Origin of the sequence: Streptomyces sp. NPDC049954 (genome assembly GCF_040656295.1) — a bacterium.
Taxonomy (GTDB): domain Bacteria; phylum Actinomycetota; class Actinomycetes; order Streptomycetales; family Streptomycetaceae; genus Streptomyces.
In genome coordinates this window covers 237,182-262,879 of the sequence record NZ_JBFALS010000004.1, presented here as the reverse complement: position 1 = coordinate 262,879, position 25,698 = coordinate 237,182, and the positions used below count along the sequence as shown (strand labels likewise).

Annotated in this window: 17 protein-coding genes; 8 read left to right on the top strand and 9 right to left on the bottom strand. The window is 74.0% G+C overall.

What is annotated here, in order from left to right:
* Positions 1–147 precede the first annotated feature (147 nt).
* From casB to AB0J21_RS10430, 3 genes are all read right to left on the bottom strand, one after another.
* Entirely contained in the window at positions 148–813 is a 666-nt protein-coding gene (casB, locus tag AB0J21_RS10440; protein WP_363145448.1) for a type I-E CRISPR-associated protein Cse2/CasB, read from the bottom strand.
* Positions 814–881: 68 nt separating this feature from the next.
* The gene (casA, locus tag AB0J21_RS10435; RefSeq protein ID WP_363145447.1) at positions 882–2,600 is read right to left on the bottom strand and encodes a type I-E CRISPR-associated protein Cse1/CasA; all 1,719 of its coding nucleotides are present in this window, start codon (positions 2,598–2,600) and stop codon (positions 882–884) included.
* 102 nt (positions 2,601–2,702) lie between these two features.
* Positions 2,703–5,612, bottom strand: coding sequence for a CRISPR-associated endonuclease Cas3'' (locus tag AB0J21_RS10430; protein WP_363145446.1), 2,910 nt, complete (start codon positions 5,610–5,612; stop codon positions 2,703–2,705).
* 76 nt (positions 5,613–5,688) lie between these two features.
* Between AB0J21_RS10430 and AB0J21_RS10425 the strand changes: the two genes are divergently transcribed.
* Both AB0J21_RS10425 and AB0J21_RS10420 read left to right on the top strand, forming a co-directional pair.
* The gene (locus AB0J21_RS10425; protein ID WP_363145445.1) at positions 5,689–6,975 is read left to right on the top strand and encodes a hypothetical protein; all 1,287 of its coding nucleotides are present in this window, start codon (positions 5,689–5,691) and stop codon (positions 6,973–6,975) included.
* Positions 6,976–7,005: 30 nt separating this feature from the next.
* Positions 7,006–7,893 carry a nucleotidyl transferase AbiEii/AbiGii toxin family protein gene (locus AB0J21_RS10420; RefSeq protein ID WP_363145444.1) on the top strand — a complete coding sequence of 296 codons (888 nt, stop codon included), beginning with the start codon at positions 7,006–7,008 and terminating at the stop codon, positions 7,891–7,893.
* 22 nt (positions 7,894–7,915) lie between these two features.
* Here AB0J21_RS10420 and AB0J21_RS10415 read toward each other — a convergent pair whose 3' ends face one another.
* The 3 genes from AB0J21_RS10415 to AB0J21_RS10405 are packed head-to-tail and all read right to left on the bottom strand — an operon-like array spanning position 7,916 to position 11,329.
* Positions 7,916–9,211, bottom strand: coding sequence for a hypothetical protein (locus AB0J21_RS10415; RefSeq protein WP_363145443.1), 1,296 nt, complete (start codon positions 9,209–9,211; stop codon positions 7,916–7,918).
* A gap of 1 nt (position 9,212) precedes the next feature.
* Positions 9,213–10,652, bottom strand: coding sequence for a hypothetical protein (locus tag AB0J21_RS10410; RefSeq protein ID WP_363145442.1), 1,440 nt, complete (start codon positions 10,650–10,652; stop codon positions 9,213–9,215).
* Entirely contained in the window at positions 10,649–11,329 is a 681-nt protein-coding gene (locus tag AB0J21_RS10405) for a hypothetical protein (RefSeq protein ID WP_363145441.1), read from the bottom strand. Before AB0J21_RS10405 ends, AB0J21_RS10410 begins: the two co-directional genes overlap by 4 nt.
* A 289-nt stretch (positions 11,330–11,618) precedes the next feature.
* On the opposite strand from AB0J21_RS10405, the gene AB0J21_RS10400 reads away from it, so the two are divergent.
* The 4 genes from AB0J21_RS10400 to AB0J21_RS10385 all read left to right on the top strand — a co-directional run bounded on the left by AB0J21_RS10400 (position 11,619) and on the right by AB0J21_RS10385 (position 21,469).
* Positions 11,619–12,236 (top strand): hypothetical protein, encoded by a 618-nt coding sequence (locus AB0J21_RS10400; protein WP_363145440.1) that lies wholly within the window; start codon positions 11,619–11,621, stop codon positions 12,234–12,236.
* 158 nt (positions 12,237–12,394) lie between these two features.
* Complete coding sequence (locus AB0J21_RS10395; protein WP_363145438.1) at positions 12,395–14,533, top strand: flotillin family protein; 2,139 nt, start codon at positions 12,395–12,397, stop codon at positions 14,531–14,533.
* Positions 14,534–14,766: 233 nt separating this feature from the next.
* Positions 14,767–20,007, top strand: a complete 5,241-nt coding sequence (locus AB0J21_RS10390; RefSeq protein WP_363145742.1) for a DNA repair ATPase — start codon at positions 14,767–14,769, stop codon at positions 20,005–20,007.
* A gap of 202 nt (positions 20,008–20,209) precedes the next feature.
* Positions 20,210–21,469, top strand: a complete 1,260-nt coding sequence (locus tag AB0J21_RS10385; RefSeq protein WP_363145437.1) for an MFS transporter — start codon at positions 20,210–20,212, stop codon at positions 21,467–21,469.
* 18 nt (positions 21,470–21,487) lie between these two features.
* On the opposite strand, the gene AB0J21_RS10380 is transcribed toward AB0J21_RS10385, so the two are convergent.
* Complete coding sequence (locus AB0J21_RS10380; RefSeq protein WP_363145436.1) at positions 21,488–21,892, bottom strand: hypothetical protein; 405 nt, start codon at positions 21,890–21,892, stop codon at positions 21,488–21,490.
* A gap of 96 nt (positions 21,893–21,988) precedes the next feature.
* Entirely contained in the window at positions 21,989–22,660 is a 672-nt protein-coding gene (locus tag AB0J21_RS10375; RefSeq protein ID WP_363145435.1) for an MSMEG_1061 family FMN-dependent PPOX-type flavoprotein, read from the bottom strand.
* Positions 22,661–22,810: 150 nt separating this feature from the next.
* On the opposite strand from AB0J21_RS10375, the gene AB0J21_RS10370 reads away from it, so the two are divergent.
* Positions 22,811–23,176 (top strand): PH domain-containing protein, encoded by a 366-nt coding sequence (locus AB0J21_RS10370; RefSeq protein WP_363145434.1) that lies wholly within the window; start codon positions 22,811–22,813, stop codon positions 23,174–23,176.
* An 82-nt stretch (positions 23,177–23,258) separates the two neighbouring features.
* Here AB0J21_RS10370 and AB0J21_RS10365 read toward each other — a convergent pair whose 3' ends face one another.
* A complete protein-coding gene (locus tag AB0J21_RS10365; protein WP_363145433.1) occupies positions 23,259–24,218 on the bottom strand; it encodes a chitosanase in 960 nt (319 codons plus the stop codon).
* A 508-nt stretch (positions 24,219–24,726) separates the two neighbouring features.
* On the opposite strand from AB0J21_RS10365, the gene AB0J21_RS10360 reads away from it, so the two are divergent.
* Entirely contained in the window at positions 24,727–25,464 is a 738-nt protein-coding gene (locus AB0J21_RS10360) for a hypothetical protein (protein WP_363145432.1), read from the top strand.
* Positions 25,465–25,698 lie beyond the last annotated feature (234 nt).

The window sequence follows — 25,698 nt, the reverse complement described above, 5'->3', positions numbered from 1 at the left end:
GTGCGTTCTTCGGGACGGTCGAGGGACGACGACGGGTCCGGCGAGGGAAGAGGTGCTCTTCGGACGGGCGACGAACGCCGGGCGCGCGAGGGACGGAGCGCTGTCGCGCGGGCTGGTGAACCCCCGGCGCGGATCTGGAGTACCGGCTCAGGCGGGCCCCTGGCCCGGCGGCTGCCCGCTTTCGCTCCCCGCCCTCTTCTCCTGGTTCTCGGCGTTCTGGGGGCCCCAGACGTAGTACTCAAGTCCCCATCTGCGCCGCACTTGTTGGCGACTTTCGGCCGTCTGCCAGTCGTTCAGGTCGCGCCAGAGCCGGTCGTAGTCGAGCGGGACGGCGGCAGCCCGCAGATTGGGGACGAGCATGCGCAGCCGGTAGAGCAGGGCGGGCAGCCCCTCCGACTCGACGGTGGCGGCGACCCGCCGGTCGAGCGCGTCGGAGCTGAACCGGTCGGCCAGGCGCAGGGCGTGCAGGGCGCGGCCGAGGGGGCGCCCCCGGCGGTGCATGGGGAGGGACTGGCTCTGCTGGTGGAGCCCGTAGAGCGCCAGCGCCCCGTGCTCCGCCTCCAGTGCGCGCGTCACCTTTCCGTCCGTGGGGCTCGTGTAGTACGGCCACATCGCCGGGACGGAGGCGGCCGGCCGGCCGAGTCCGGCCCGCAGGGCGGCCAGTTCCTCCCCGGGCGGCCCTCCGGGCATGTCACGGCGCCAGCCGTCCCCCTCCCGGTAGCGGTACCAGAAGCGGGTCGGGCGGTGTTGGTCCTCGGCGCCCTCGTCCGGCTCCTGCGGGGCGTCGGTGGGTTCCGGTGCTGTGTGGCTCACGTGCGGCCTTCCGTGCGCGAAGGGTCCGTCGGACAGGGATACGGGCATGGGGGAGCCGGTGGCTCAGTTCAGGTACCGGCTGCTGCGGTTGACCGGGGCAGCCGGCGCAGGATGCCGCCGAGGGCCCGGCGGAAGGAGTCCTCGGCGCTGCTCAGCCGGTAGACCTGCTCACCGCCGTCCTTTGTGCGGACGCGGCGTCCACTGACGATCCCGGGGGCGTTCCAGCGCAGGAGTTCCTCGGCGACCTGCCAGGCCGCCCACCGCGCGGACTCCTCCCAGCGTGTCAGCCGCGTGTCGCAGGCCTCCTCGTCCTCGTCGACGTGCCGCAGATCGCGCAGCAGGGCCAGGACGAGCGGGCTGAGCAGGGCCAGCAGCCGTTCGCCGGGCTGCTGCCAGGCGAGCGGTGGCACCGGGTCGGCTCCGGCGGCGCGCCGCAGATTCCCGTCGAGCCGGTTGACCGCGTCGGCCAGCTCCTCGGCGTGGAGCACCGCTTCGAGGAGGGCGGCGCGTACCGGCCCGTCGTAACGGAGCGCGGCGAGCGGGAGGGGGATCTCGTCGTGGAAGGAGTCCTCGACGTTGCCGAGCTTCTTGCCGTAGGTGACGCCGGTGAGGTCGAGACGGAGCGGGTACTCCGGGTCGAGTTCGTCGCGGACCCCGGCGAGGGACACGAGCAGCTGGGTGGTCTCGTGGCGTCGCCTGGATTTCCTGTCCGGGACCTCGGGGGCGTGCGCGAAGGCGAGCAACGCGTTGAGCCCGCGCCAGCCCGCTCGTCCCGTGACGTGCCGCAGAGGCCGCCTGGCGGGAGGCTCCGCGCCTGCTCCACCGCCCTCGACCAGCGGCGCCTTGCGGCGCTGGTGCGCTGTGGTGGGCGAGTCGACGACCCACGCGGTGTGCGGTTCGTCGTCGGGGGTCAGCTCCAGGCGGTCACCGCCCGCCACAACCACCCGGCGCACGTGCCAGGAACCTTCGGGGCCCTGTTCGGGCAGCAGCAGAACGCGCCGGGACTGCCAGGTCCACAGGTCGAGCAGACCGGTCGGCGGCCGCTCCCGCCAGGCGGGGGTCGCGCACGGCAGGCCCGTCACATCCTCGCGACGCCATTGGGGAGCGTCCTCGGGCAACATCCTTTTGGCTAAGGGGACGTTCAGCAGGAGGGTCTCGAAGAGCGTGGTGCCCCGGGGCATGACGACTCCGAGACTGCCGAGGGGGCCCACGGGGTTCCCGGTCGTCTTCCCGTGCCTGGCCTTGTCGTCCCCGACCACGCCCGTCTTGATCGCCCCGGTGTCCCAGCAGTGCGTGTGCAGCAGCCAGCGGGCCGCCGCCCCGGGGTCGAGGCGCAGTTCGTCGCCGTCCGTCCGGGAGGAGAAGAGCGGGACGTTGTTGCCCTGGGCGGCCGTGGCCACCAGGGCGGTGGCCGACTTGGTCTCGCCCTTCTCCGTACGCAGGCCGGGGACTTGGGCGAAGGGCCGGTGGGGGTCGAGGAGATCGAAGCGGTGGCGGTGCTTGTCGCCGTAGCTCAGCAGCAGCCCGGTCTGCTTCTTGGTGAACCGTCCGCGGCGAAAGAGGGCCGCCCAGCCCTCGACGTCGCCCGGGAACTCGTCCCGCAACGCGTCGAGCATGAAGGGGAGCAGCAATTGACGGTAGAGCGCCGGGCGTTGCGTGGGCGTCTCCACCACCAGGTCGCTGTATGCATGGGCTTCGGTGAGGAGACGGAGGAGCCCGGCCCGTTCCGTACGCGTGTCAGTGGTGACGAGTGCGGGCTGCCACTCCTCGTCCAGCAGGTTGTACACCCGGCCCCCCGGTGATCCGTGCGCGTTGCGTGATCAGGCTGCCACAGCTTGGAGTTCCCCGCAGCCACTTCCGCGATTCCCCTCACGGGCGCCCCAGAGAGTTCACGGCGTGGCGGGCCCCTCGTCGACGAGGCCGAGTTCGTGGTCGTAACGCAGCGAACGGCCGCCCAGACGAGTACGCAGATCCTCGCCGAGGACCAGGGCCCGGCTCCGGCTCAGGCGGCGGTCGCCGCCCTTCCAGTAGGGCACGTTCCAGGCGGGCAACGGGTCGAGGAGTTCGCCGGACTGCCAGCAACTCGGCGGCAGGCGTACGGATCCGCAGCGGATCGCCTCCACGACGGCGTCCGAGAGGTCCTTCGCGGAGCCGTCCGGGGCGAGCCGGTGCCCGAGCAGGGACCTGTACCCCTCGTCGTCCCGGACGACGGCGAGCGTCTCCACGGGCAGGCCCTCGCCCCGCAGAAGAGCCGGAAGGTCTCCCTCCTGGTGAAAGGCCGACAGGTAGGAGAGCCCCGCGAGATCAGCGGCGCCGTGTTCCCCGCGCCTGGCAAGCGTGTGCTGTGCCGCGCGTGCCTCCGCCGAGGCCACCCGTCCGCGGTCCTCCTCGCGTGTCCGCGCGGCCTGGCGCCGCCATGCCGGGGGCAGACCGTCAGCCGTGCCCTGCACCCGGGAGACAAGGGTCGCGACATCACGGGGAAGGTGCCAGCCGCCGCCCGTCGCGGCCTCCTCGGCCAGCGCGACGGTGGCCACCAGCCGGTGCCGTCCGTACGCACGCACGGCTTCCTCGGGAAACTCCGCGACCTGCTCCCGTTCAGCCGCGGCCGGGTCGGACGCGGTGGCGAACCCGCTCAGCAGGACGCGGGACCCGGGCGTCCCGTCGCCTTCCGGGGGAGCGCCGGGACGCAGGAGACCCAGCCGGGAGAGCAGCGACTCGACGGGCGCCAGATCGCTCACGAGCAGATCCACCCGAGCGGGAAAGGCCCGCTCCACGAGGGTGTCGGCGATCACCACGTACCGGCCGGAGCCCTCCGTCACCGCGTGCGGGGACAATCGCGCGAGCACCTCGCGCGCCCGCACCGCCTGTGGTCCCGCGGCCAGCCGGGTGTGCAGGAGGACGACGGTGTCCTGCGCGCCGAGCGCCTCGCGCAGGACGGGCAGCAGCGTCTGGGCCCGGCCAGCGTCGTTGCGCACGATCAGGGCGCTCCGCCCGGGGCCCAGGCGCTCCGCGACGTACCGCGCCACCTCACCGTCGGCGCGGCGCCGGGCCGCGGGGTCCCCTGCGAGTGAGGCGGCGCTCTCCGGGGCCAACTCCACCCGGACGTGTGAACCGGCGTCCGACGCCACCCCGCGTACCGCCGTCCTGGCAACGCCGTCCGCGACCCAGGCGCCGGTCACCCGGGGGTGGGCGGGCGTGGCGGCGGTGGGCGCCGGACCCCGGTACGCCTCGTCACCGAGCGCTCCCCCCACCCAGGCGTCGAGCAGCCGGCCCCGGCCCTCCTCGGACAGGGCGGGGGCGAGCAGGACCACCGGCACCCGCGCCTGCCCCAGCCAGCGCAGCGCCTCCAACAGGTAGACGCGGGTGCGGGCGTCGAAGAAGTCGGCGATGTCGAGCAGCACGACCTTCCCGAGGAGCCCCGCCATCCGGACCATGACGAACTGGCTGCGTACGGCGGCGGCGAGCGCCTGGTACGTGGGCGCCACGACGAACGGGGCCAGCAGCCCGCGCGCATGACCGTGGAACCAGTCCACGAGCAGCTTCTCGCCCTCGCCCGCTTCGGCGAACGCCTTGTCAGGCAGGCCTGGTTCACCGGGGCATTCCTCCACCAGGACACGCCGGAGCGTCGCGCTGCCCGGATATTTGGCCGCGTTCCATTCGGGGTCCAGGGAGCGCAGTTCGTGCAGGAGGACGGCCCGTTCGGGATATCCGGCGTCGACCTGCCCCAGCCAGGCACGGACCTTCTGGAACACGTCGTGGTGCGCCGACCACTCGGGGACTCCCACGAAGACGCCCGCGGTCCGGGAGCGGGCGGCCATGATCTCCGCTGCGACCAGGCCGGCTTCCAGGGCTTCCTGGTGGGACTCGACGATCAGCAGGCCGCCCGAGGGAACACGGCGGGCCACGTCGAGGACGGCGCCGGGGAGGGCGGTGTGCCGCCATCGCGCACCGTGACGCGCGTCGAGCGCGGCGTCGCCGGGCTCGTGCAGCCGCGCCGCCCAGCCCTCGGCCGGAGCGATGTCCGCGCAGGCCCCGATCGCCCGCTCGTGGGAGGCCGCGTAACTCACCCGCCCGGGGTCGTCGACACCTTCCAGTCCGCTGCTCAGCCAGTCGGCGAGTTTCAGCAGCCCGCTCAGGACGAGTTGAGTGGTCCGTGCGGGCACGTGGACCGGGGGCCGCTCCCGCCAGTCCGGGAAGCCGACCTCCGCGCTGATCCGCTCCAGCAGGACCTCGCGCACCTGATCCCAGCGAGCGCCGCCGAGCAGCCGGTAGCGCGCCTGCCCTACCTCCAAGCCGTTGGGCCCCGGAATGTCCCCGTGATGCCCCGCGATCAGCGGCCACAGCCACCTCTGGTGCTTCTTGGGCCACTTGGCCTTCTCCAGCGCCTCACGCAAGAGGCGTGCGCCGGCCCGTTCGTGCGGGAACGCCTTGCCCCGCTCGGAGAAGCGCGGATCGAACTTCAGCCCGGCCGCCGCGACGTGCCGGGTGTATTCCGGGAACCAGGCCTGGAAGAGCGGCGTGGCCTTCCCGAAGTCGTGCAGTCCGCAGATCCAGCGGAAGAGCAGCGCCCCGCGGCCCGGGGCTCCCGCGACCACGTCCATCTCGCGCCTGACGGCCTCCGAGGCCAGGAGGTCCCACAGGCGCTCGCCTACGGCCGCCGTGTCCAGCGAGTGTGCCGTCAGCAGGCAGACCGAACCGCCGCCGTGCGAGGGCGTCTTGGCGATCAGCCTGTCGGCGGCCTCCCGGGCCGAGAAGGCACCGGCCTCGCGCGTCCCGCCGTCCCCCGCCGCCCGCTCCATGCCAAGTCCCTTCCTTCGCAGTCGCTTTGCGGCAACTCTACGGACAGGAGACCTCACCCGATGTCATCATGGCTCCATGCCCTCCCGCTGGACCGAGGACACCCGGGCCTGTCAGCCGTCGTTCGCGCGGAGCCTGCGCACCAGTTGGCTGCCGGACGCCTTCGCCGACTCCGGTCTCCTCGGCCGGCTGTCCGAAGGCGCCTTCCTCCGCTCCCCCTCGGACGTCCCCCCGCTGATCGCGAACGCGCCCCTGCACTGGCTCACGGTGCCCGTGGGCGAACGCGTCCGCACCGTGCCGCTCCTGCCCGCTGACGTGTACGCCGGACTGCACGTCCTGGTCGAACGCGCCCTGCGCGGGCACGCGTTCCAACCCGGCGCCCACAACGGCACCCACACCGACTGGGACTACCGGAGCGCCTACCGAGACCGCTCGGAAAGCCTCACCGCTCTGGCCTCGGACGGCGAGAGCCCCTGGATACAGCACCTGGACATCGAGAACTTCGGCCCGGGCGTCCGGCTCGACACGCTGCTCGCGGCCCCCTGGATGACGGAGGAACTGGGCAGCGCCCTCCGGGTCGTGCGGCGGCGCACCGGGCAGTGCCTGTTGCACGCCGGGAGCTGGTCCACGCGGCTGGGCTCAGCCCTGCTCACCCCCCTGGACGAGGTGGTGGCCCAGCACGTGGGAGACCGCTGGGCCCGCTGGAGCGACGGATGGCACATCGCCGTGCGGGACCCCGAGGAGGGGGCCCGGATCCGGGAGGCGGTGGCGGCGGAACTGGGGCGTGCGGGCCTGCGGCTCTCGCCCCGCAAGACGGCGCTTCTTCCCCCGGCCGCCGTCCTGGCGGGCGTCGCCGCGAACGTCGCCGGACCACCGGGCGAGGTCTGGCGGCTGGCCGTGCGCCACGACGACGTACGGCGGTACCGCTACGCCCTTCCGCGTGCGGCACCGGCCCCGGAGATCTCCGCGGCCCTGCCCGGCCTCGTGCGGCGACATCCCGCCCTGCTGCCACGAGCGGCGCTCCACCTCGACCGGGCCGCCACGACGGCGCAGGCGCCCGGCACGTTCACCGCGCTCCTGCGGTGGGCGACGGGACGGGGGCCGACGCGGGAGGCGCCCTTCCGTTGCGGCAGGCTGCTGGTCCTCGCGGCCCGCCACCCCCACTTCGCGCGGCTGGTGCCCCTGTCCGCCCTGGACAGGTGGTGCGCTTCCTCCGTGGCGCCCCTGCGCGACCTGGCGGAACGCGCCGCCGTCACGGGGTACGGACCTGACGCGGTCCGCGATCCGGGCCCGCGGACACGGGACTGGATACGTGGCGGGGCGTCCGTCACGGACCGGCCGCCGCAGGCCGCCACCTTGCTGTGAGACTCCCGACCGGACCGCCCCGAGGACCCGATGCCCCCACCCGCCCCCTTCCGCGCCTGGCACCCCCATGACGAACGCCTGCTGACGACCCCGGAACAGCACACGCTCCACAGTGCGGGCGCCCTCCTGACGGCCGTGCGCGAGGCTCTCGCGCCGGGCACCTGGTACCTCAAGGGCTCAGCGGCGTTGCTCGCCTGGTCGGGGCCTGGCGCGCGGCTGCCTGAGGACGTGGACCTCGCCGTGGAGACGGAGGCGGCGGGCCCGCTGCTGAAGGCGGGCGAACTGCCGGCCAGGACACCGCGGACGCGGGTGCGAATCCTGAGAGCCGAACCGATGGCCTTCCACCGTGCGGACCGGCCTCCCGTCCACCGCTCCCTCGCCCGTGTCGAGGCCCCGGGGCTTTCCGTCGAGGTCCTCCTCAACCTCGCCCTCGTCCCCCGGGGAACGACAGCGGCGGACGCCCGTACCGGCCCGCTGTTCTTTCCCGGTGGCCCGAGTGCGACCGGAGTCCCGGCTGCCACGTTCGGCCGTTGCCTGGCGCAGAAGCTGCTGCGCTACACACTGCGCCGCTCGGGTGGCCGTATCGGGACGCGCTGGACGGATCTCCTCGACTTCGTCCTCTGCGCCTCCTCCGACCGGGCTCCCCGGCTGCGGCTCGCGTCCCTGCGGACGGAGGTCGCCGCCGAACTGGAGGTGGTGGGAAGGCCGTGGCCCGAACTGTCCGAACCTCCCCCCGAGTGGCTGGACTTCTGGGACTCGGCGATGTTCCGGCACCGGCTCCCCTACGGCCGGCTGCCCGAGGCCGCGCGCAGCGCGGAAGCCTTCTGGGAACCGGTCCTGGCCCGCCACCCCGCCGGCCGGGGGACGGAGGCCGACGCGGTGTGGGACCCGGCGGCCTGGACCTGGTCACCGCACTGACCGCGCGGGCACCCCTTCCTCCTCAGTCCTGCCCTCCCAGCAGCGCGGCGGCACGCGGCCGGTACGCGACGGGGAGATGACGCGACCAGTCGGTGCGGTGGCGGCGGGCGTGGTCGAGGTGGTGCGCCCCGGGTACGCCGGCCCCGGCAGTACGCAACCGCTCCAGGAAACCGAGCGCCGTCCCGGCGGCCGGTTCGGTGAGCGGTTGACCGAACACGTGCACCCCGCCCGCGGGATGGTCCGTCCCCTTGAGGGTCTTGGTCACGTGCAGTGCGAACGCGGCGCGACGCCGCGCCGCGTCGAGGCCGTCCACGCCGAGGGCCGCGAGCCCCGCGCCGCTGACGAGCTGTCCGGCGCTCGTACCGTTGGCCCGTGTCACCGCGTGACACAGCGCCGAGGGCTCGGACACCACTCCGCTCAGCCCGTCGCCGAAGGTGCCGTACAGCACGCCGTGGTTCCCCACGCCCCGCGCGAGTTCTCCGAGGTGATCGACGAGTGCGCGCTCCCGCTCTTGGCGCTTCCGGTAGGCGGCCCCGAACACCTCGGACGGGGCGCGGCCCGCGTGCCATTCGGCGGCCAGGCCCAGCAACTGTTCGGCGTTCCCCGCCGTGAGCCGCTCCCCGCTGCCCTCGGCCCGCACGGTGCCCCATTCGATGTCGTGCACGTCCGTCATGACCAGCCAGTCCCCCGGACCGGCCGACGCGGCCCGTGCGGGCCAGCCGTCCGCGGCGGGCACCCCCGGCATCCGCGGGTCCTCGTCCGGTGCCGCCGTCAGGGCGCCGTACGGCCTCACCAGCACCCCGGCCAGCAGGGAGGCGGTCCGCCGTGTGCCGAGCCGCCCCGGCACGGTGGCGAGCGCCTTCCCGGCCCGGGCGGGCAGTCCCGGTTCGTCCCTGCGCAGCCGGGCGGCCATCGAGACGACGTAGCAGGCGCGCAGGAGCACGGCGAAGCCCGCGTCCGCCCCGCCGGGAAGGACGCACCGTTCCCAGGCCCAGCCGTGCCGGACCCCGCCGGCGCCGGTGGACGGCACGGGCAGCCGCTCCGGGTCGTGCCGGCCGCGGCGGACCAGCACCAAGTCCTTTCCGTAGTACGAGGGCGACCAGGCCGGACCGCAGGCCGTACCGGTCCGGGCGAGGCTCGCCCGCACCGTCTCCAGCCCCCGCTCGTGGTCCCCCGCCGCCTCGACCCCGGCCCGCAGGGCGCTGGTGACGACGGCGAGGGTGATCTCGAACGGCCGGCCGCCGGCCGTGAGTTCCTGGAGGACGTCACCGCTGTCGGGGCAGCCGGGCGGGAAGCCGGGGGCGTGGCGGGGCGTCACCTCAGTCCTGCCGCCGGCGCCGCTTGAAGGCGTCGAGGGTCAGACGGCGCAGGCCCGGCACGGCGGCGATCAGGACCAGGACGGTGACGAGGACCGGCAGCAGCGTCCACCACAGGGAGGTGGCCCCGGCGTCGGGAAGCCCGGCCCAGATGGCCAGCCCGGTCGCGAGAGGCAGACCGATCGCGGCGATCAGCCCGAGAATGGCGTTGGTGGTCTCGGTCTCGGAGGTCTGCACCTGACGGGACAGCTCGGCGAGATCCTCTTTGAGGCTCTGGACCTTCGCCTGGGTGTCCGACCGCGTCTGCCAGGCCCGCAGGATCACTCCGGACTTGTCCCCGGGCCCGAATCTCACCCCCAGGTAGCTCCTGCGGAAGATGAGCAGGTCCCGTTCGAGCCGGAAGATCCTGCGCAGGTCCGGCTCCGTTCTCGCGGCCAGCTCCACCTCCCCGTCGAGCGCGTCGAGCAGTATGTCCTGGAGTTGCGCCATGACCAGGGCGTCCGTGTACAGGGTGCGCTGGAAGAAGCTGGACGCTTCGTAGTAGGACTCCTCGTGCCCGGACCTGGGGACGTCGTTCTCCGTCCCGACCGCGACCAGACCACGACGGCCGAGAACGGCCCGCAGCCCGCCCGCCAGCGAGATCCGTCTCGACGCGATGTCCCGGTCGCCTGGCTTCTCGCTGGCCTCGTACAGGTGCAGCAGCCACTGGTCGACGACGTCCAGACCTCGGCGGGCCGACGCCGCGTTCAACGGGGGGAGCCCGGTGGTCGAGGTGACAAGGCACAGGTACACGGCCTCGCGTACGTCACGGGCCACCCCCCATCCCGGCGGCAGCATCTCGTCCGCCCACCTCCGGTGGGCACCGTCCGCGTGCTCGGGATCGAGGTCGACACAGTCGCGCAGGAGGCGGATCATGTCCGCGGGAGCGGCGTGGGCCGGCATGTTCCCGTGGAACACCGCGACCGCGTTCGCCGGGGGCCGGGCCCTCATCGCCCGCAGGCTCGAACGAGCGTGCGCGTTGAGCGAGACCAGTTCGATCGCGTCCAGCAGCAGGCCGGAAGGGGCCGGCCGCAAGCGCTCCGGCGGCTCCCCGTCCTGGTGGGTGATCGTCCGATGCCACCGGACGGACTCGTCCCACAGGAGCGGGGCCAGACCGGCGTGGGTGTACTTGATCCTGCTCGCCGTGGTGGACCACACCGGGTTCTGCGGCCGCCGCCAGAGCAGGGGGAGCGGCCCCGGCTCGTAGCCGCGCGGCGGCCAGGTGCCGCGCATCCGCACCCCGAAGACGAGCACGACCTCCCTGCGCCGCACCGCCGCCGGATCGCTCGTCGCGTTCGGCTGCCCGGAGGGGGCGGCGGGCGCCCCTCTCCCGCCTCCGCTGCCGCCGCCGGGCTCCCGCCCGCCCGTCGCCCGCAGGGGCCTCAGCCATGGGCTTCGCTTCACGCCAAGGACTCCAGTGCCAGTCGTAGGTAGTGCTCACGTTCCGCGGTACCGACGGGGCGCATACGGCGGGGGCCGTCCTCGACCGGTCTGTCGAGCAGGACGTCCGACCAGGACCGCCGGGGGATGCCGCGTGTCACCAAGGTCATACTGCCGCCTTCGGCCCGTACGCGGTGCAGGGTACGGGCCTCCATCGCGTACTCGGCCCCCTCCGGCAGAGCCACCGTACGCAGGCTGGTGACGCGCACCCACGATGCGCCGTGGCCGTCGAACCGGAAGCCGCCCGCCTCGGGACTGTGCCGCACGGTCCGCAGCCGGGGGCCGTCACCGCCCGGGCCGACGTCCACCAGAGTGTTGTGGAGCGTGCCGCGCAACACCGTGGACGTGAAGTCCCACCGGTGGTTGTGGATGTGCGAGTCCTCGCCGTCCCGGAGCCACACGTGGAGGAACAGACGTCCGGCCGTGCCGGGCAGCACGGCGACGGGCAGCTTGACGAACCCGTTGGGATGCAGCACCGGCACTCCCCTCGGAGCGGCGAACGGCCCCTCGTAGACCCCCCGCAGCGCACAGTCGAGCGCCACACCGGCCAGGGGGCGGGGCAGCAGGACCGGCCCACCACACCCCTCCCCCACCACCCCGCCCGGCACCGGCAGTTCGGCGTACACCCGCGTACGGTTCATCCGGCGCTACTCCCCTGGTGCCCGTCCACTGCGAGAGCCACCGTCAGGCGGACGCCCCGCGCGTCGTAACAGGGCTACCCGTGGCCGCGGGTCCCTGTAACCCGACGGGGGCAGGAAATCCTGTCCCTCCACGCCCACCCCACCCGGCACCCTCCGTCCACCGAACTCTGCCGGGAAGCGGCAATGCGGGCGGGATGCGGAGGGTGGGAACATCGGTGTGCCGCACGGGGGTTGGTCCTCTGCGGGGCCGGTGGGGGCCGGTGGGGGTGGGGTGAGGGGGGTGGGGAGGATGCGGGAGTTCCTCGCGGTCTCCTTCTCGTTTCCGGTGATCGTGTGGTCCCTCGTTCTGCTGTGTGTGCTCGGGTTCTGGGCCCTGGTGGTGTCCGGTGCCGTCGATCACGACGGCGTCGACGGGGGCGTCGGCGGCGGGCTGCCCGGGTTCGGTGGGGTGCCGGTGGTGCCCGCGTGGTCGGTGCTCGTGGTGCTGACCTGGTTGCTGTGTCTGCTCGGCGCCCTGGCCCTCGGCCCGGAACGGCGGGGTGGGGGTGGGGTGTTGGTACTCGTCGGCGCGCCGGTCGCCGCCTGGGGGGTGGCGCTGCCGCTCGTACGGCTGTGGCGGCGGTACGTGCCCGCGCCGCCGCCCGTGCCCTCGCTCCGGCACTTCGTGGGGCTCACGTGCACGATCCGTACCGGGCGGGTCGACGAGCGGTTCGGGCAGGCCGAGGTGGCCGCCGCCGACGGTTCCACGGCCCTCGTCCAGGTCCGGCAGTACGAGGGGGCCGCGCTGCGGCTGGGCAGCACCGGGCTGCTCTACGCCTACGACGAGGCCGGCGCGTTCTTCTGGGTCGCGCCCTTCGACGCCTGTCCCGACCCGGCCGCCGATCCCGCCGCCGATCCTCAACGCTGAACCGTCCGGAGGCGCGAAGCCTGGTCCGGTCCGCCCGCTCGGGCCCGGTCCATGGGTGACGTGCGCCCGGACGCACACCCTCACCTACACGTCACGCGGCCTGGGTTGTCCGGCCTGCGGCTCATCTCAACTTGTCCGTCACGACCGGGGGGTCGTTCATGAATGCTGTCACCTGGGGCGTCGGTGTCGCCGTCGTCGCCGTTCTGCTCATCGCCTTCGCCGCGCTGTTCCTGGTCAGCCGCCTGTTCCGGAAGGTGGAGCAGGGGCGGGCGCTCATCGTGTCGAAGATGCGGAAGGTCGACGTGACCTTCACCGGTCAGGTCGTGCTGCCCGTGCTGCACAAGGCCGAGGTCATGGACATCTCGGTGAAGACCATCGACATCTCGCGCACCGGCCAGGACGGGCTGATCTGCCGGGACAACATCCGCGCCGACATCCGCATCTCGTTCTTCGTGCGGGTCAACAAGACCGTCGAGGACGTCGTCAAGGTCGCGCAGGCCATCGGCACGGCCCGCGCCAGTGACCGGGCGACCTTGCAGGAACTGTTCAACGCGAAGTTCTCCGAGGCGCTCAAGACCGTCGGCAAGCAGCTGGACTTCACCGATCTCTACACGATGCGCGACGAGTTCAGGGACCGCATCATCCAGGTCATCGGCACCGACCTCAACGGCTACAGCCTGGAGGACGCGGCGATCGACTACCTGGAGCAGACGCCGCTCACCCAGCTCGACGCCTCCAACGTCCTCGACGCGCAGGGCATCCGCAAGATCACCGAGCTGACCTCCGTCGAGCACGTGCGCACCAACGAGTTCCAGCGCACCGAGGAGAAGGAGATCACCCGGCAGGACGTCGACGCCCGCGAGGCGATCCTCGAACTGGAGCGCAGGCAGGCCGAGGCGGAGAGCCGGCAGAAGCGGGAGATCGAGACCGTACGGGCCCGGGAGGACGCCGAGACCGCCCGGGTCGTGGAGGAGGAACGGCTGCGTGCGCAGAGCGCCTTCCTGCGGACCGAGGAGGAGCTGGGGGTTCAGCGGGAGAACCAGGCGCGGGAGATCGCCGTCGCGCAGAAGAACCGCGAGCGGGTCATCGCGATCGAGTCCGAGCGGATCGAGAAGGACCGGCTGCTGGAGGTCATCGGCCGGGACCGGGAGACGGAACTGAGCCGGATCTCCGCCGAGAAGGAGGTCGAGGCCGAGCGCCGCGACATCGCCGAGGTCATCCGGGAACGCGTCGCCGTGGACCGTACGGTCGCCGAGCAGGAGGAGTCCATCAAGCGGCTGCGCGCCGTCGAGGAGGCCGAGCGGATGCGCCAGGCCACCGTCATCGCGGCCGAGGCCGAGGCGCAGGAACAGCTGGTCAAGGACATCAAGGCCGCCGAGGCCGCCGAGCAGTCCGCGATCCACCGGGCCGCCGAGCAGCTCACTCTCGCCGAGGCCCGCGAGAAGGCCGCCGCGCTCGACGCGCAGGCCAAGGTGCGGATCGCCGAGGGTGTCCGGGCGGAGGCCGCCGCCGAGGGCCTGGCCGCCGTCCGGGTGCGGGAGCAGGAGGCCGAGGTGATCGAGAAGTCCGGGCTCGCCGAGGCGCGGGCGACGGAGGCGCGGCTGCGCGCCGAGGCCGCCGGGGCGCGCGAGAAGGCGCTCGCCCAGGCCGAGGGGAAGCGGGAGACGGCCCTCGCCGAGGCCGCCGGGATCGGCGAGAAGCTGAAGGCGGAGGCGGCCGGGCTCACCGAGAAGGCCGCCGCGATGGCCGCGCTGGACGACGCCTCGCGTCAGCACGAGGAGTACCGGCTGCGGCTGGAGGCGGAGAAGGACGTGCGTCTCGCGGGCCTCGACGTGCAGCGGCAGGTCGCCGAGGCGCAGGCCACGGTGCTCGCGACGGGCCTGGAGAGCGCCGACATCAACATCGTGGGCGGGGACTCGGTGTTCTTCGACCGGCTCGTGCAGTCCGTGTCGCTCGGCCGGAGCATCGACGGGTTCGTCGACAACTCCCGTACGGCGCAGGCCCTCGCCGGGCCGTGGCTGGACGGTTCGGCCTCCTTCACCGAGGACCTGACGCGGGTGCTCGGCTCGGTGACCGCGTCCGGCGTGCGCGACCTCACGGTGTCCGCGCTGCTCATGAAGCTGATGCCGTCCGGTTCCCCGCAGCTCGACGGGCTCCTGTCGGCGGCCCGGCAGCTCGGCATCAGCGACCTGCCGGTGAGCGGCCTCGCGGACGGCTCCGTGCCCCTCCCGCGCGAGGGGCTCGACAGGACCGGCGGCCTCGACAAGCTCAACGGGGCGGTCAGCAGCGGCACATGAGGAATCCCGCGCCTCACGGGGGCGCGCACCACGGCGGTACCTACGGAGGAGGGGCGGGGCGCGTGGACGTCACGACGGTGAACGGGGCGAGGGCCGGGGGCAGGGCGGCGGCCGGGCGGGACACCACTGCCGCAGACACGGACAACGAGCAGGTGCACCATGCCACTTCCCCCACCAGCTTCCCTACCAACTCCCCCACCACCTCGCCCGCCGACGACACCACCTACGCGCTCCTGCGGGACCGGCTGAACGAGCGGGCCGACGTGCTGGCCCGCCGTGCGGAGGCGCTGGACGCCGCGCGGGTCGCCGAGTTCGGCTCGACCGGGACCGAACTCGCCGGGACCGGACACCTGCGGACGGAGACGGCGCGCGTACCGCGCGATCTCGTGGCCGTCGGCGATGTCCTGCTGCTCGGGCACGACCTCGGCCGGGACGGCGGGACCGCCCCGGCGCTCGGCGGCGGCCCCGCGGGCACCGGGCCCGCCGGGCCGGTCACCGTCGCGGACGTGTTCTCGCTGTACGACCGCGAGGGGCGGGCGCTGCCCCAAACGGCCGTGCCCGGACTGCTCGACGACCCTTCGTTCGTACGGGAGTTCGGTGATCTGCACCGGTACTTCCAGGGGGCCAGGCTGCTGCGGCTGCGGCTCGTCGAGGGGAAGCTGCTCGCGGTCTTCCGCACCGGTGAGCGGGACGAGGACCTGCGGGTCCTGCGCTGGGCGCTCACCACGGAAACCATCGCCTCGGGCACCATCGCCTCGGGCACCACCACCTCGGGCACCACCACCCCCGGCACCACCTCAGCCACCATCGCTCCGACGGCCACCACCCCGGCCCCCGCCGTCCGCTTCCTCGACGCGCTCGGCGAGCGGGACCACACCGTGCCCGAGCCGTACGACGTGGAGTGGACCGTGGCGGGCCGCGCGGACCACGTGCCCGGGCGCCACCCGCATCTCTCGCTCGCGGACGGCACCGTGTTCGTCTCGGCGGTCGGCGGCGCCCTCACCGTGAAGGTGGAGAACGACACCGAGTCCGGCGAGGGCGTGTACCGCGAGCCGGTCGCCGAGCCCCTCCAGTCGCTGGCCGACGCGGAGGTCGCGTACGCCGTCGTCGGTGCCCTCGTCCTGATCCGGGTCCGCCCGTACAAGGAGCCCGAGGCCCGCCACCTCGTCTTCAACACGCTCACCCGGGCCGTCGTGCGGATCGACGCGATCGGCCGGTCCTGCCGCCGGCTCCCCGACGGACAGGGGCTCGTCTTCCCCGGCGGCTACTGCCTCGCGACGGGCGAGGTGCGCACCTTCGACACCGAGGCGGGGGACGGGGACGCGCGGGCCGGTGAGGGCGCCGTGCCCGATGCGGCCTTCGAGCGGTCCGTGCGCTCCCCCAACGGGGAGGACGTCCTGTACGTCTTCCGCGCGCGCTCCGGCGGCCGCACGCTGCTGCTCCCGTACAACCTGATCCGCAAGGAGGTGTCCACGCCGGTCACCGGCCACGGGCACGCCCTGCTCGACGACGGCACCCTCGTCGTCCTGCGCGCGGTGCCCGGGGAGCCGGCCCGCGTCCACACCGTGCAGTGGTGGCGTACGCCCTTCGTGTCCGACGCGTACGCCGCCGACCACGCGGCGGGCGCGGACGGCGGCCCGCTCGCGCGGATCGGCAACGCCGAACTCGTCCGGGGGCTCGCGGACTGCCTCGCGACCGTGCGACAGGCGCGGGCCGCCGCCTCGGGCACCGGGACCGGGGCGCTGCACCGCGCGCTGCTCGCGAGCTGCGAGCGCGCCGCCGACCGGCACGCCTGGCTCGGCGACCCCGAGGCCGGTGACCTGCGCGCCGCGCTGGAGGCGGTACGGCAGGCCGCCGCCGACGTGCTCGCCGAGTCCGCCTCCGTACGGGAGCTGACCGCGCGGGCCGCCGAGTCCTTCGCGGCGGTCGAGGAGGAGGTGCGGCGGCTCGTGCGCCGGGTGCGCGGCGAGGCGCCCGCACGGGCCGCCGAGTGGATCGACCGGATCGCGCTGCTGCGCCGCGCCCAGGGCCGGGCGCTCGCCCTGAAGGACCTGCGGTACGCCGACCCGGCGGCCGTCGACGCGCTCGCGGCGGAGACCGGCCGGCACCTCGCGACGACCGTGCGGCGCGCCGTCGACTTCCTGAGCCGGCCGGCGGCCTTCGCCGAGCAGCACGCCGAGACCGAGCGGATCGTGGCCGGGGCGCCGACGACCGGGGCGGTCGCCGAGGCCGAGGCGCTCACCGCGCGCGTCGAGGAACGGGTCCTCGGCCTGCGCACCCTCACCGAGGTCGTGACCGGACTCGGCGTCGGCGACTCCCCCACGGGCGGCGCCGGGACGGACCCGGACGGGGCCGACGAGGGCCCCGTCGTGGACGCGACCGTGCGCACCGTCGTACTGGAGCGGATCGCCGAGGTGCTGGGCGGGCTCAACCGCGCCCGGGCCCTGCTGGCCGCCCGCGTACGGGAGTTGCGCGAGGCGGAGGGGCGGGCCGCGTTCACCGCCGAGTTCGCGCTGCTCGGCCAGTCGGTCACCGGGGCGCTCGCCGCCGCCGGGACCCCCGAGGACTGCGACACCCAGCTCACCTCGCTCCTCGTCCAACTGGACAACCTGGAGGCGCGGTTCGCGGACCACGACGGTTTCCTCACCGAGATCGCCGACAGACGGGCCGAGGTGCGGGACGCGTTCTCCGCGCGCCGCCAGGCCCTCCAGGACGAACGGGCCCGCCGCGCCGAACGCCTCGCCACCTCCGCCGCCCAGGTCCTCGCCTCCGTCGCCCGGCGCGGCGCCGGGCTCGGCTCCGCCGAGGAGGTCGCGGCCTACTTCGCCTCCGACCCGCTGCCGGTCAAGGTCCGAGGGATCGCCGAGCGGCTGCGGCGGCTCGGGGACCCGGTGCGCGCCGACGAGCTGACCGGACGGCTCGTCGCCGCCCGGCAGGAGGCGCTGCGCGCCCTGCGGGACCGCACCGACCTGTACGCGGACGGCGGGGACACCGTCCGCCTGGGCGCGCACCGGTTCACGGTCACCACCCGGGCGCCCGAACTCACCCTCGTACCGGGCGCGGAGGACACCGAGGGAGAGGAGGGCGAGGAGGGCGCCGGGCGGCTGGTCCTCGCGCTGACCGGGACCGACTACCGGGCGCCCGTCACCGACCCCGGTTTCGCCGCGACCCGCCCGTACTGGGGTCAGTCCCTGTCCAGCGAGAACGCCGAGGTGTACCGCGCCGAGCACCTGGCCGCGCGCCTTCTCGCCGAACACGGCGCGGACGCCCTGGAGGCCCTGGACGAAGCGGAGTTGGCCGCGCTGACGCGGCGGGCGGCGCAGGCGGCGTACGACGAGGGCTACGAGCGCGGGGTGCACGACCACGACGCGGCGGCCGTGCTCGGCGCGGTGCTGCGGCTGCGCCGCGCGGCCGGGCTGCTGCGCCACCGCGCCGCCGACCGGGCCGCCGCCCAGCTGTTCTGGGCGCACGGCACCTCCCCGGACCAGCGCGCCGCCTGGGCCGGGGAGGCCGCCTCGCTCGTCCGCGCCAGGGAGACCTTCGGCACCGCCCCGGGCGCCCTGGACACACTGCGGGACACGCTCGTCGCCGCGTCACGGGAGGAGGGGCGGTCACCGCAGGCGCTGACCGCGCCCGCCGCCACGTACCTGATCGAGCAACTGGCCGCCTCCGGTGAGTCCTTCGTGACGGGCCCGGCCGCCCGCGCCCTCCTCGACGCGTTCGCCCGCGCGGTGTCCGGCGCCGCCCCGCCCGGGTCGCCGCCGCCGTACGCCGAGGACGTACTGGCCCGCCTCGCGCGGCACGACGCGGCGGGCGCGCGGCGTCTCGTGGAGGGCTGGCTCACCGCGTACGCGGCCTCGTGCGGGGAGCCGGTGGACGCCGGGGACCTCGCCGAGGCCGTCGCGATCGAGGTGTGCCCCGGCCTCGCGCGCCACGAACACACCGAACGCACGTCCACTGGTGATCAGCTCTCGGCGGGCGTCACGACCGTCACCGTTCCCGGGCTGCTCGGCACCCACCCCCGTATCGGCCCGGAGGGACTGCCGCTGCGCGTCGACGAGTTCCTGGCCAGGACGGGGGACTTCGCGCGGCGCGTGGTCCCCGGGTTCCGCGCCTACCAGCGGCTGCGCACCGGGCTGCTGGCCCGCGAGGTGCGCCGGCTGAACCTGGCCGCGTACCGGCCCCGCGTCCTGTCCTCCTTCGTGCGCGGCCGCCTGGTCGACGAGGTGTACCTGCCGCTGGCCGGCGACAACCTCGCCCGCCAGATCGGGGCCGCGGGCGCGGAGGGCGGCGCGGACCGGGGCGGGCTGCTGCTGTTGCTCTCGCCGCCCGGCTACGGCAAGACGACGCTCGTGGAGTACGTCGCCGAGCGGCTCGGGCTGCTCCTCGTGAAGGTCGACGGGCCCGCGATCGGCCACGAGGTCACCTCCCTGGACCCGGCCGGGGCGCCAAACGAGGCCGCGCGCCGGGAGCTGGAGAAGATCGGCTTCGCGCTCAAGGCGGGCAACAACGTGCTGCTGCACCTCGACGACATCCAGCACCTGTCCCCCGCGCTGCTCCAGAAGTTCATCCCGCTGTGCGACGCGACCCGCACCCTCAACGGCCACGACCTGCGCGGCAAACGCTTCGCGGTGTGCATGACCGGCAACCCGTTCACCGAGTCCGGGGGCGTCTTCCGGGTCCCCGACATGCTCGCCAACCGCGCCGACGTGTGGAACCTCGGCGAGGTCCTGAACGGCAGGGCGGAGAGCTTCGCGCTCAGCTTCGTGGAGAACGCCCTGACCTCGCACCCGGTCCTCGCCCCGCTCGCCGGACGGGACCCCGCCGACCTCGGCGTCCTGGTCCGGGCCGCGGCCGGTGACCCGGCCGCCCGCGCCGACGCGACCGCCCACCCCTACGCCCCCGCCGAACGCGACCGCGTCCTCGCGGTCCTGCGCCTCGTGCTGCGCGCCCGCGACACGGTGCTCGCGGTCAACGCGGCGTACATCGCCTCGGCCGGACAGGACGACGCGGACCGCACCGAACCGCCGTTCCTGCTCCAGGGCTCCTACCGCGACATGAACCGGATCGTGGCCCGGATCTCCCCCGCCATGAACGAGGCGGAACTCGACGCGCTCGTCCACGACCACTACGCGGGCGAGGCCCGCACCCTCGCGACCGGTGCCGAGTCGGCGCTCCTCAAACTCGCCCACCTGCGCGGCACCGCGACCCCCGCGCAGTCGGCCCGCTGGGACGCGCTGTGCTCCGCGTACGTACGGCGCACCGCGCTCGGCGGCCCCGAGCAGGACCCGGCGGTCCGCGCGGTCGCCGCGCTGGGCCTGCTCGCGGAGCGGATCACGGCGGTCGAGCGGGCGATCAGGGGGGACGGGGACCGGGGCGGGGCGGACGAGGGGCCCGGGCGGGGGGACGACGGTCCGGGCCCGGGGCGCCACGCGGCAGGCCACGCCCCGGAGAGGTCATCGCCCCCGGAGTGACGTAGCTCATGCCGGAAATATCGGTCGGGGCGGAATGCGGGAGGGGACCGGGGTCGCTGCGCTGATGGGGGCCGCCTGCCCGGCCCCTCTTTTCGCATGCGCCGGGCGATGGGGCCCTGCGCGGGCCCGGACCGGGGGGCCGCGAAACGCACGACCCGACCCCCGGAACCGTCCTGCCGTCCCCACCGGAGGTTTCCCCGCCATGCCCCTGGCCCTGCTCGCCCTCGCCGTCGTCGCCTTCGGGATCGGCACGACGGAGTTCGTCTCGATGGGGCTGCTGCCGCAGATAGCCGACGGCCTCGGCGTGTCCGTGCCGGAGGCCGGGCACCTCGTCTCCGCGTACGCGCTCGGCGTGGTCATCGGCGCCCCGCTGCTCACCGGCCTCGGCGCCCGCATCCCGCACAAGCGGCTGCTGCTCCTGCTCGCCGGGCTGTTCGTCGTCGGCAACACGGCCTCGGCGCTCGCCCCCGGCTACGGCACGCTGTTCGGCGCCCGGGTGCTCGCGGGGCTGCCGCACGGGGCGCTGTTCGGGGTCGGCGCGGTCGTCGCCTCCCGGCTCGTCGCCCCGGAGCGGGCCGCCCGCGCGGTGTCCACGATGTTCCTCGGGCTGACGGTCGCCAACATCATCGGCGTCCCCGCGGGGACCGCCCTCGGCCAGCACCTCGGCTGGCGGTACGCCTACCTCGCGGTCGGCGTGATCGGCCTCGTGTCCCTCGCGGCGCTCGCCGTGCTCGTCCCGCACCAGCCGCGCGGCGAGGGCGCGGGCATCCGCCGCGAGCTGCGCGCGATGGCCAACCGGCAGGTCGGCATCGGCCTCGCGACCGCCGTCGTCGGCTTCGGCGGCTGCTTCGCCGTGTACAGCTACCTCGTGCCGATGCTCACCGAGGTCACCGGCATGGCCGAGTCCTCGACGACCCTCGTCCTCGCGCTGTACGGCATCGGCATGACGCTGGGCACGCTGATCGCGGGCCCGCTCACCGACCGGGCGCTGCGGCCGACGCTGTACGGGGGCCTGATCGTCCTCGCCCTCACCCTGTTCGCGTTCTCCTTCGCGGTGCACGTCACGGCGACGGCGCTGCTGTGCGTCCTGGTCATCGGCGCGGTCGGCTCGCTCATCACGACGCCGGTCCAGATGCTGCTGATGGCCAAGGCCGAGCAGGCCCCGACGATGGCGGCGGCCTCCAACCACTCGGCCTTCAACCTGGCCAACGCGGGGGGCGCCTGGCTCGGCGGCCTCGTCATCTCGGCCGGCTGGGGCTGGACCTCCCCCGCGCTCGTCGGCGCGGGCCTCGCGGTGGCGGGCCTCGGCCTCGCGCTGCTCGGCGGCTTCATGGACCGCGGGGACGGGGCCCGCGCCCGCTCCGCCGTGATCGCGGCCGGCACCCCGGCGGCGGGGACGGACCCCTCGCCCGCCGCGCAGGTCGCCGCCGGTACGGGGGCCGGGGAGCCCGGGCCCCGCTGACGTACGGCCCGGGCGCGGTCAGTTCTCCTCGGCCCGGCCGCGCCGTTCGATGTGCTCGCTGACGCGGAGGCTCGCCGTGCCCGTCGCGGCGAGCATCCCGCCCACCGTGGCGAGCGGGGTCGACAGGACGAGGGCGGTGAGCGGCCCCGCCCAGTCCCTGGCGGCGGCGCAGGACTCGGCGTTGTAGACGCCCCAGTTCCGGGAGGCCGAACCACGGTACGGGTCCTCGCGGTACAGGTCCTCGTGGTCCTGGAAGGCCGGCCCGGAGCAGTCCACGCGGCCGAACTCCCCCGTGTAGGGCGCGAACATCTGCCAGGCCGCGTAGACCCACAGCAGTCCGGCGAGGACGAGCAGGGTCACCCCCCAGGCCCGCAGGCGCCCGGAACCCGACCTGAACCTGTCCACCACGACGAGCGGATGCACGTGTCTCTCCCCCTGAGCCGACCGGTGCGGGCCCCGCGGCCCGCCCCCCGGTGCCGTACGACAGGCGGACTATAGCCAAGCCGGGGCCGTCGCGCGTCAGGCGACCGGGGCAACTCCCTTGCCGGGTGCGGCTTCCGCGCCCTCCCAGGAGTCCGGGGACCACAGGCCGGCGCGGCGCAGCGACTGGGGGCAGTGGCGGAAGATCTCGTCGATCTCCACGAGCAGCGCCAGCTGGGGGCGGCGGCCCTTGACCGTCATGGCGTCGAAGAACGGCGCGTCGGTCAGGACGCGGGCGCGGCCGTTGATCCGCAGGACGTCCATGGCCCCGGGTATCAGGTACAGCAGGCCCACGTGCGGGTTGTCGACGATGTTGCGGAAGCTGTCGCCGCGCCGGTTGCCCAGCCGGTCGGGCAGCGCGATCGTGCCCGCGTCGATCACGTGCGTGAAGCCGGGCAGGTCACCGCGCGGGGACGCGTCGCAGTTCCCCTCGGCGTCGGCGGTCGACAGGACGCAGAACGGGCTGCGGGCCAGCAGGTCCAGGTCCTCGTCCACGAGCCGGTCGTGCACCTTCTCGATCACGAGCGGCCACGGCTCGCCGCCCAGCCGCTCCTGGAGTTCCTCCGGCGAGCCCAGCGGCACGTACCCGGACGCGAGCGCGTGCGCGGACGAGGCGGAGGGGGACGCGGCGGAGGGGGACGGGGCGGCCTGGGGCGGGGCGGGTGCAGGCGCCGGGGCCGGGGCGGACGAAGATGCGTGCGAGAGCGACATTAGGTTTACCTTACTGTCTGCTCGCGACCGCTCCACGGGCGCGACCGACCCGGCCCGGAACCCTGGCCTCCGCCCCGGCCTTCGTGTGAAGCTCGGCGGTGGAGCCGCGGTACGGACACCGTCCGCGCCACGTCGCAGGGAGGCCAGACCATGGCGATGTTCGGGAACGCCCACACCGTCGACCCGGCCAAGGCGCAGCACGACTACGCCCGGCTGCTCGGCCAGGGGGAGCAGGTCCACGCCGCGTATCTGCTGATCCGCGACACCATGCTGTTCACCGACCGGCGGCTGCTGCTCGTCGACAAGCAGGGCATCACCGGCAAGAAGGTCGAGTACCACTCGGTCCCCTACCGCAGCATCACGCACTTCGCCGTGGAGACCGCCGGGCACTTCGATCTCGACGCCGAACTCAAGATCTGGCTCTCGGGCCACTCCACGCCGATCGAGAAGACCTTCACGAAGGGCGTCGACATCTACGAGGTGCAGGCGATCCTCACGCAGTTCGTGGCCCGGTAGCCGGTGGTCCGGGGGACGGTGGCCCGGTAGCCGGTGGGTCCGGGGGACGGTCGCGACGGTCTACCGGGCCACGAAGCCGTGCTCACCCGATGTGGTAGCTGTCCCCGTACACCTTCCAGTCCAGCGGCGGGTCCAGGTCGAGGTTGCCCGCGTCGAGGAACACGCGTTGCGCGGTGTCGACGCGGCTGGTGTCCTCGTGCGCGGACTCCTGCCTCATCGCCCACACCCTGGCGTCGAGGAAGGCGTTGAGCCACCGCGTCTCGTCACCGCCCCGCGCGGGCGGCGCCGCCGTGCGCAGCGCCCGGGCCCGGATGCCGCCGAAGCTCGTGCTGTCCTGGCCGGGGCCGTGCATGACGATCGCGTCGTAGTAGACGAACTGCCCGAGCGTGCCGACCCCGTCCTCCTTGCCCTGGGCGACGGCCGGGCCGAAGTAGACGCGGTCCCGTTCCTCGTCCTGCGCCCGCTGGAAGACCGGGTCCTTCGCCGCCTCCCGCCACGCGTCCTCGTAGGCGGTGCCGAGGCCCTCGTGCGAGTCCGTGCCGTCGACGGCGCGCAGTGCGGGCAGGAAGCGTTCGAGCACGTTGCCGGGCGCGAGTTCGGCGTAGTGCCTGACGAGTCCGAGCATGTCACCGGTGCCGGAGCAGAAGCCGACGATGCCGGCGGTGTAGCCGCGCCCGTCCCCGATGTCCTCGATGTAGCGGTACTGGTCCTTCCAGTCGAGGCTGGAGTTCTCTGCGCTGGAGACCAGCCGCATCGCGATCTCCTTCTTGGCGGGCTCGTCCAGTCCGCTCGCGGCGGCCGGGCGGACCGCCCCTCCGGATGTCACGGCGGGTGCCTCCTGGGCGGCGCGGGTCGTCAGGGCCGGTGCGGTGGAGCCGGGCGAGGAGGTGGTGGTCGTCGCGTACGCCGCTGAGGGGAGCGCGGCGAGCGCGAGGAGGAGTGCGAGTGGTGCGAGTGGTGCGAGTGGTGCGAGGTGGCGGCGGGGGCCTGGTGCGGAAGTGGTGTCCCGCGGACTGTCGCAGGTATCCGAGGTGCGTCGCATGTGGGGGTCAACGCCCTTCCTGACACGAGGAGTTGGGGGACTCCTCTGTAAGGAAGCCTTACTATCAGAGTGCGGCACGTCCGTACAGACCGCCGCGCGGGCGGTACGGGCCAGGCCCGGCAGGCCGGGGCCGCGGAAGACTGCCGGATACAGGCAGTGCGCCCCGAGCCCCCGCACGGCATCCTCAGTGCATCGGCCCACGGGGGACCACGGGGGAACCGGGGCCGTACGGGGGAACGGGGGAACGCCCGCGACGCGGGGCACGAGCCCCACCGGCCGGACCAGGCCAGTGGCGGCCCGCGCCCCCCGTCGCAGGCGCCCCGACCGGGCCCCGCCCACCGGACCGCGCGGACGCCCGGCCCTCGATCGGGCGCGAGCCGTGCCGCCCCCTCGGCGTCAGCCGCCGGGCGAGCACCACCGGCGCCGGGTTCGGCACCCCGCCTGACAGCAGCGCACCCAGCCCATAAATCGCCCACCCGTACGAGTCGTTCCTGCTACCTTCGCTCACGTGCCGAAGCTGAATCAGATCATCGCCGTGGAAAAGGGCGTCAAGTCCAAGTCCGCCCAGGAGTTGGCGCGGGCCCAGCAGGAGATCCAGAAGCCCGTCCTGCTCGCCGGGCTGTCCCGGACCTACCAGCCCAAGGACGAGGAGGGCGAGCAGTTCCCGCCCGAGTCGACCAGGGTCCAGGTCAAGGCCGAGGACCTGCTGCGGACCGCCGCCACGAGCCTCACCCGGCTCTTCGACGTGACCGCCGCGAAGGACTGGGCCAACACCGCCGCCCGTGCCGACGTGGTGGTCGGGGGCCGCACCCTGCTGGCCGGGGTCCCGGTGCCGTACCTGCTGTTCCTGGAGAAGCAGCTCGGCGAACTGCACGCCTTCGTCCGCCGGTTGCCGGTGCTGGACGCGGCCGAGTCCTGGGCGCAGGACCCGTCCACGGACACCTGGAAGACCGAGCCGGTGCGCACCGTCCGTACGAAGAAGGTGCCGCGCAACCACGTCAAGGCGGAGGCCACCGAGCAGCACCCGGCGCAGGTCGAGGTGTACTACGAGGACATCGCGATCGGCTACTGGACGACCGTGAAGTTCTCCGGGGCGCTGCCCGCCCGCCGGGTCAACGAGCTGCTGGAGCGCGTCGAACGGCTCCAGGAGGCGGTGAAGTTCGCCCGCGAGGAGGCCAACGCCTTCGAGGTGGACGACCAGCGCGTCGGCGAGGCCGTGTTCGGCTACCTGCTCGCCGGTTCCTGAGCCGGCCGGGCAGTCCGCCGGTTCGCCCGCGTCCGGCCTGTGGTCCCCCACGGCTGCCGGACACCGGTCCCGCCGTACCGTGAACGGCCAGAGGACGCCCTCCGTTTGAGCGCGGAGGGTGCGCGCCGAGTGCGCGCGAAAAGCTGAATCAGAACGTGAAACTGACCAGGTGGAGCCGGACGCACCGGCCCCGCCGCTCAAGTTCAGACTCTCGCTCCAGACTCAGCATGCGCC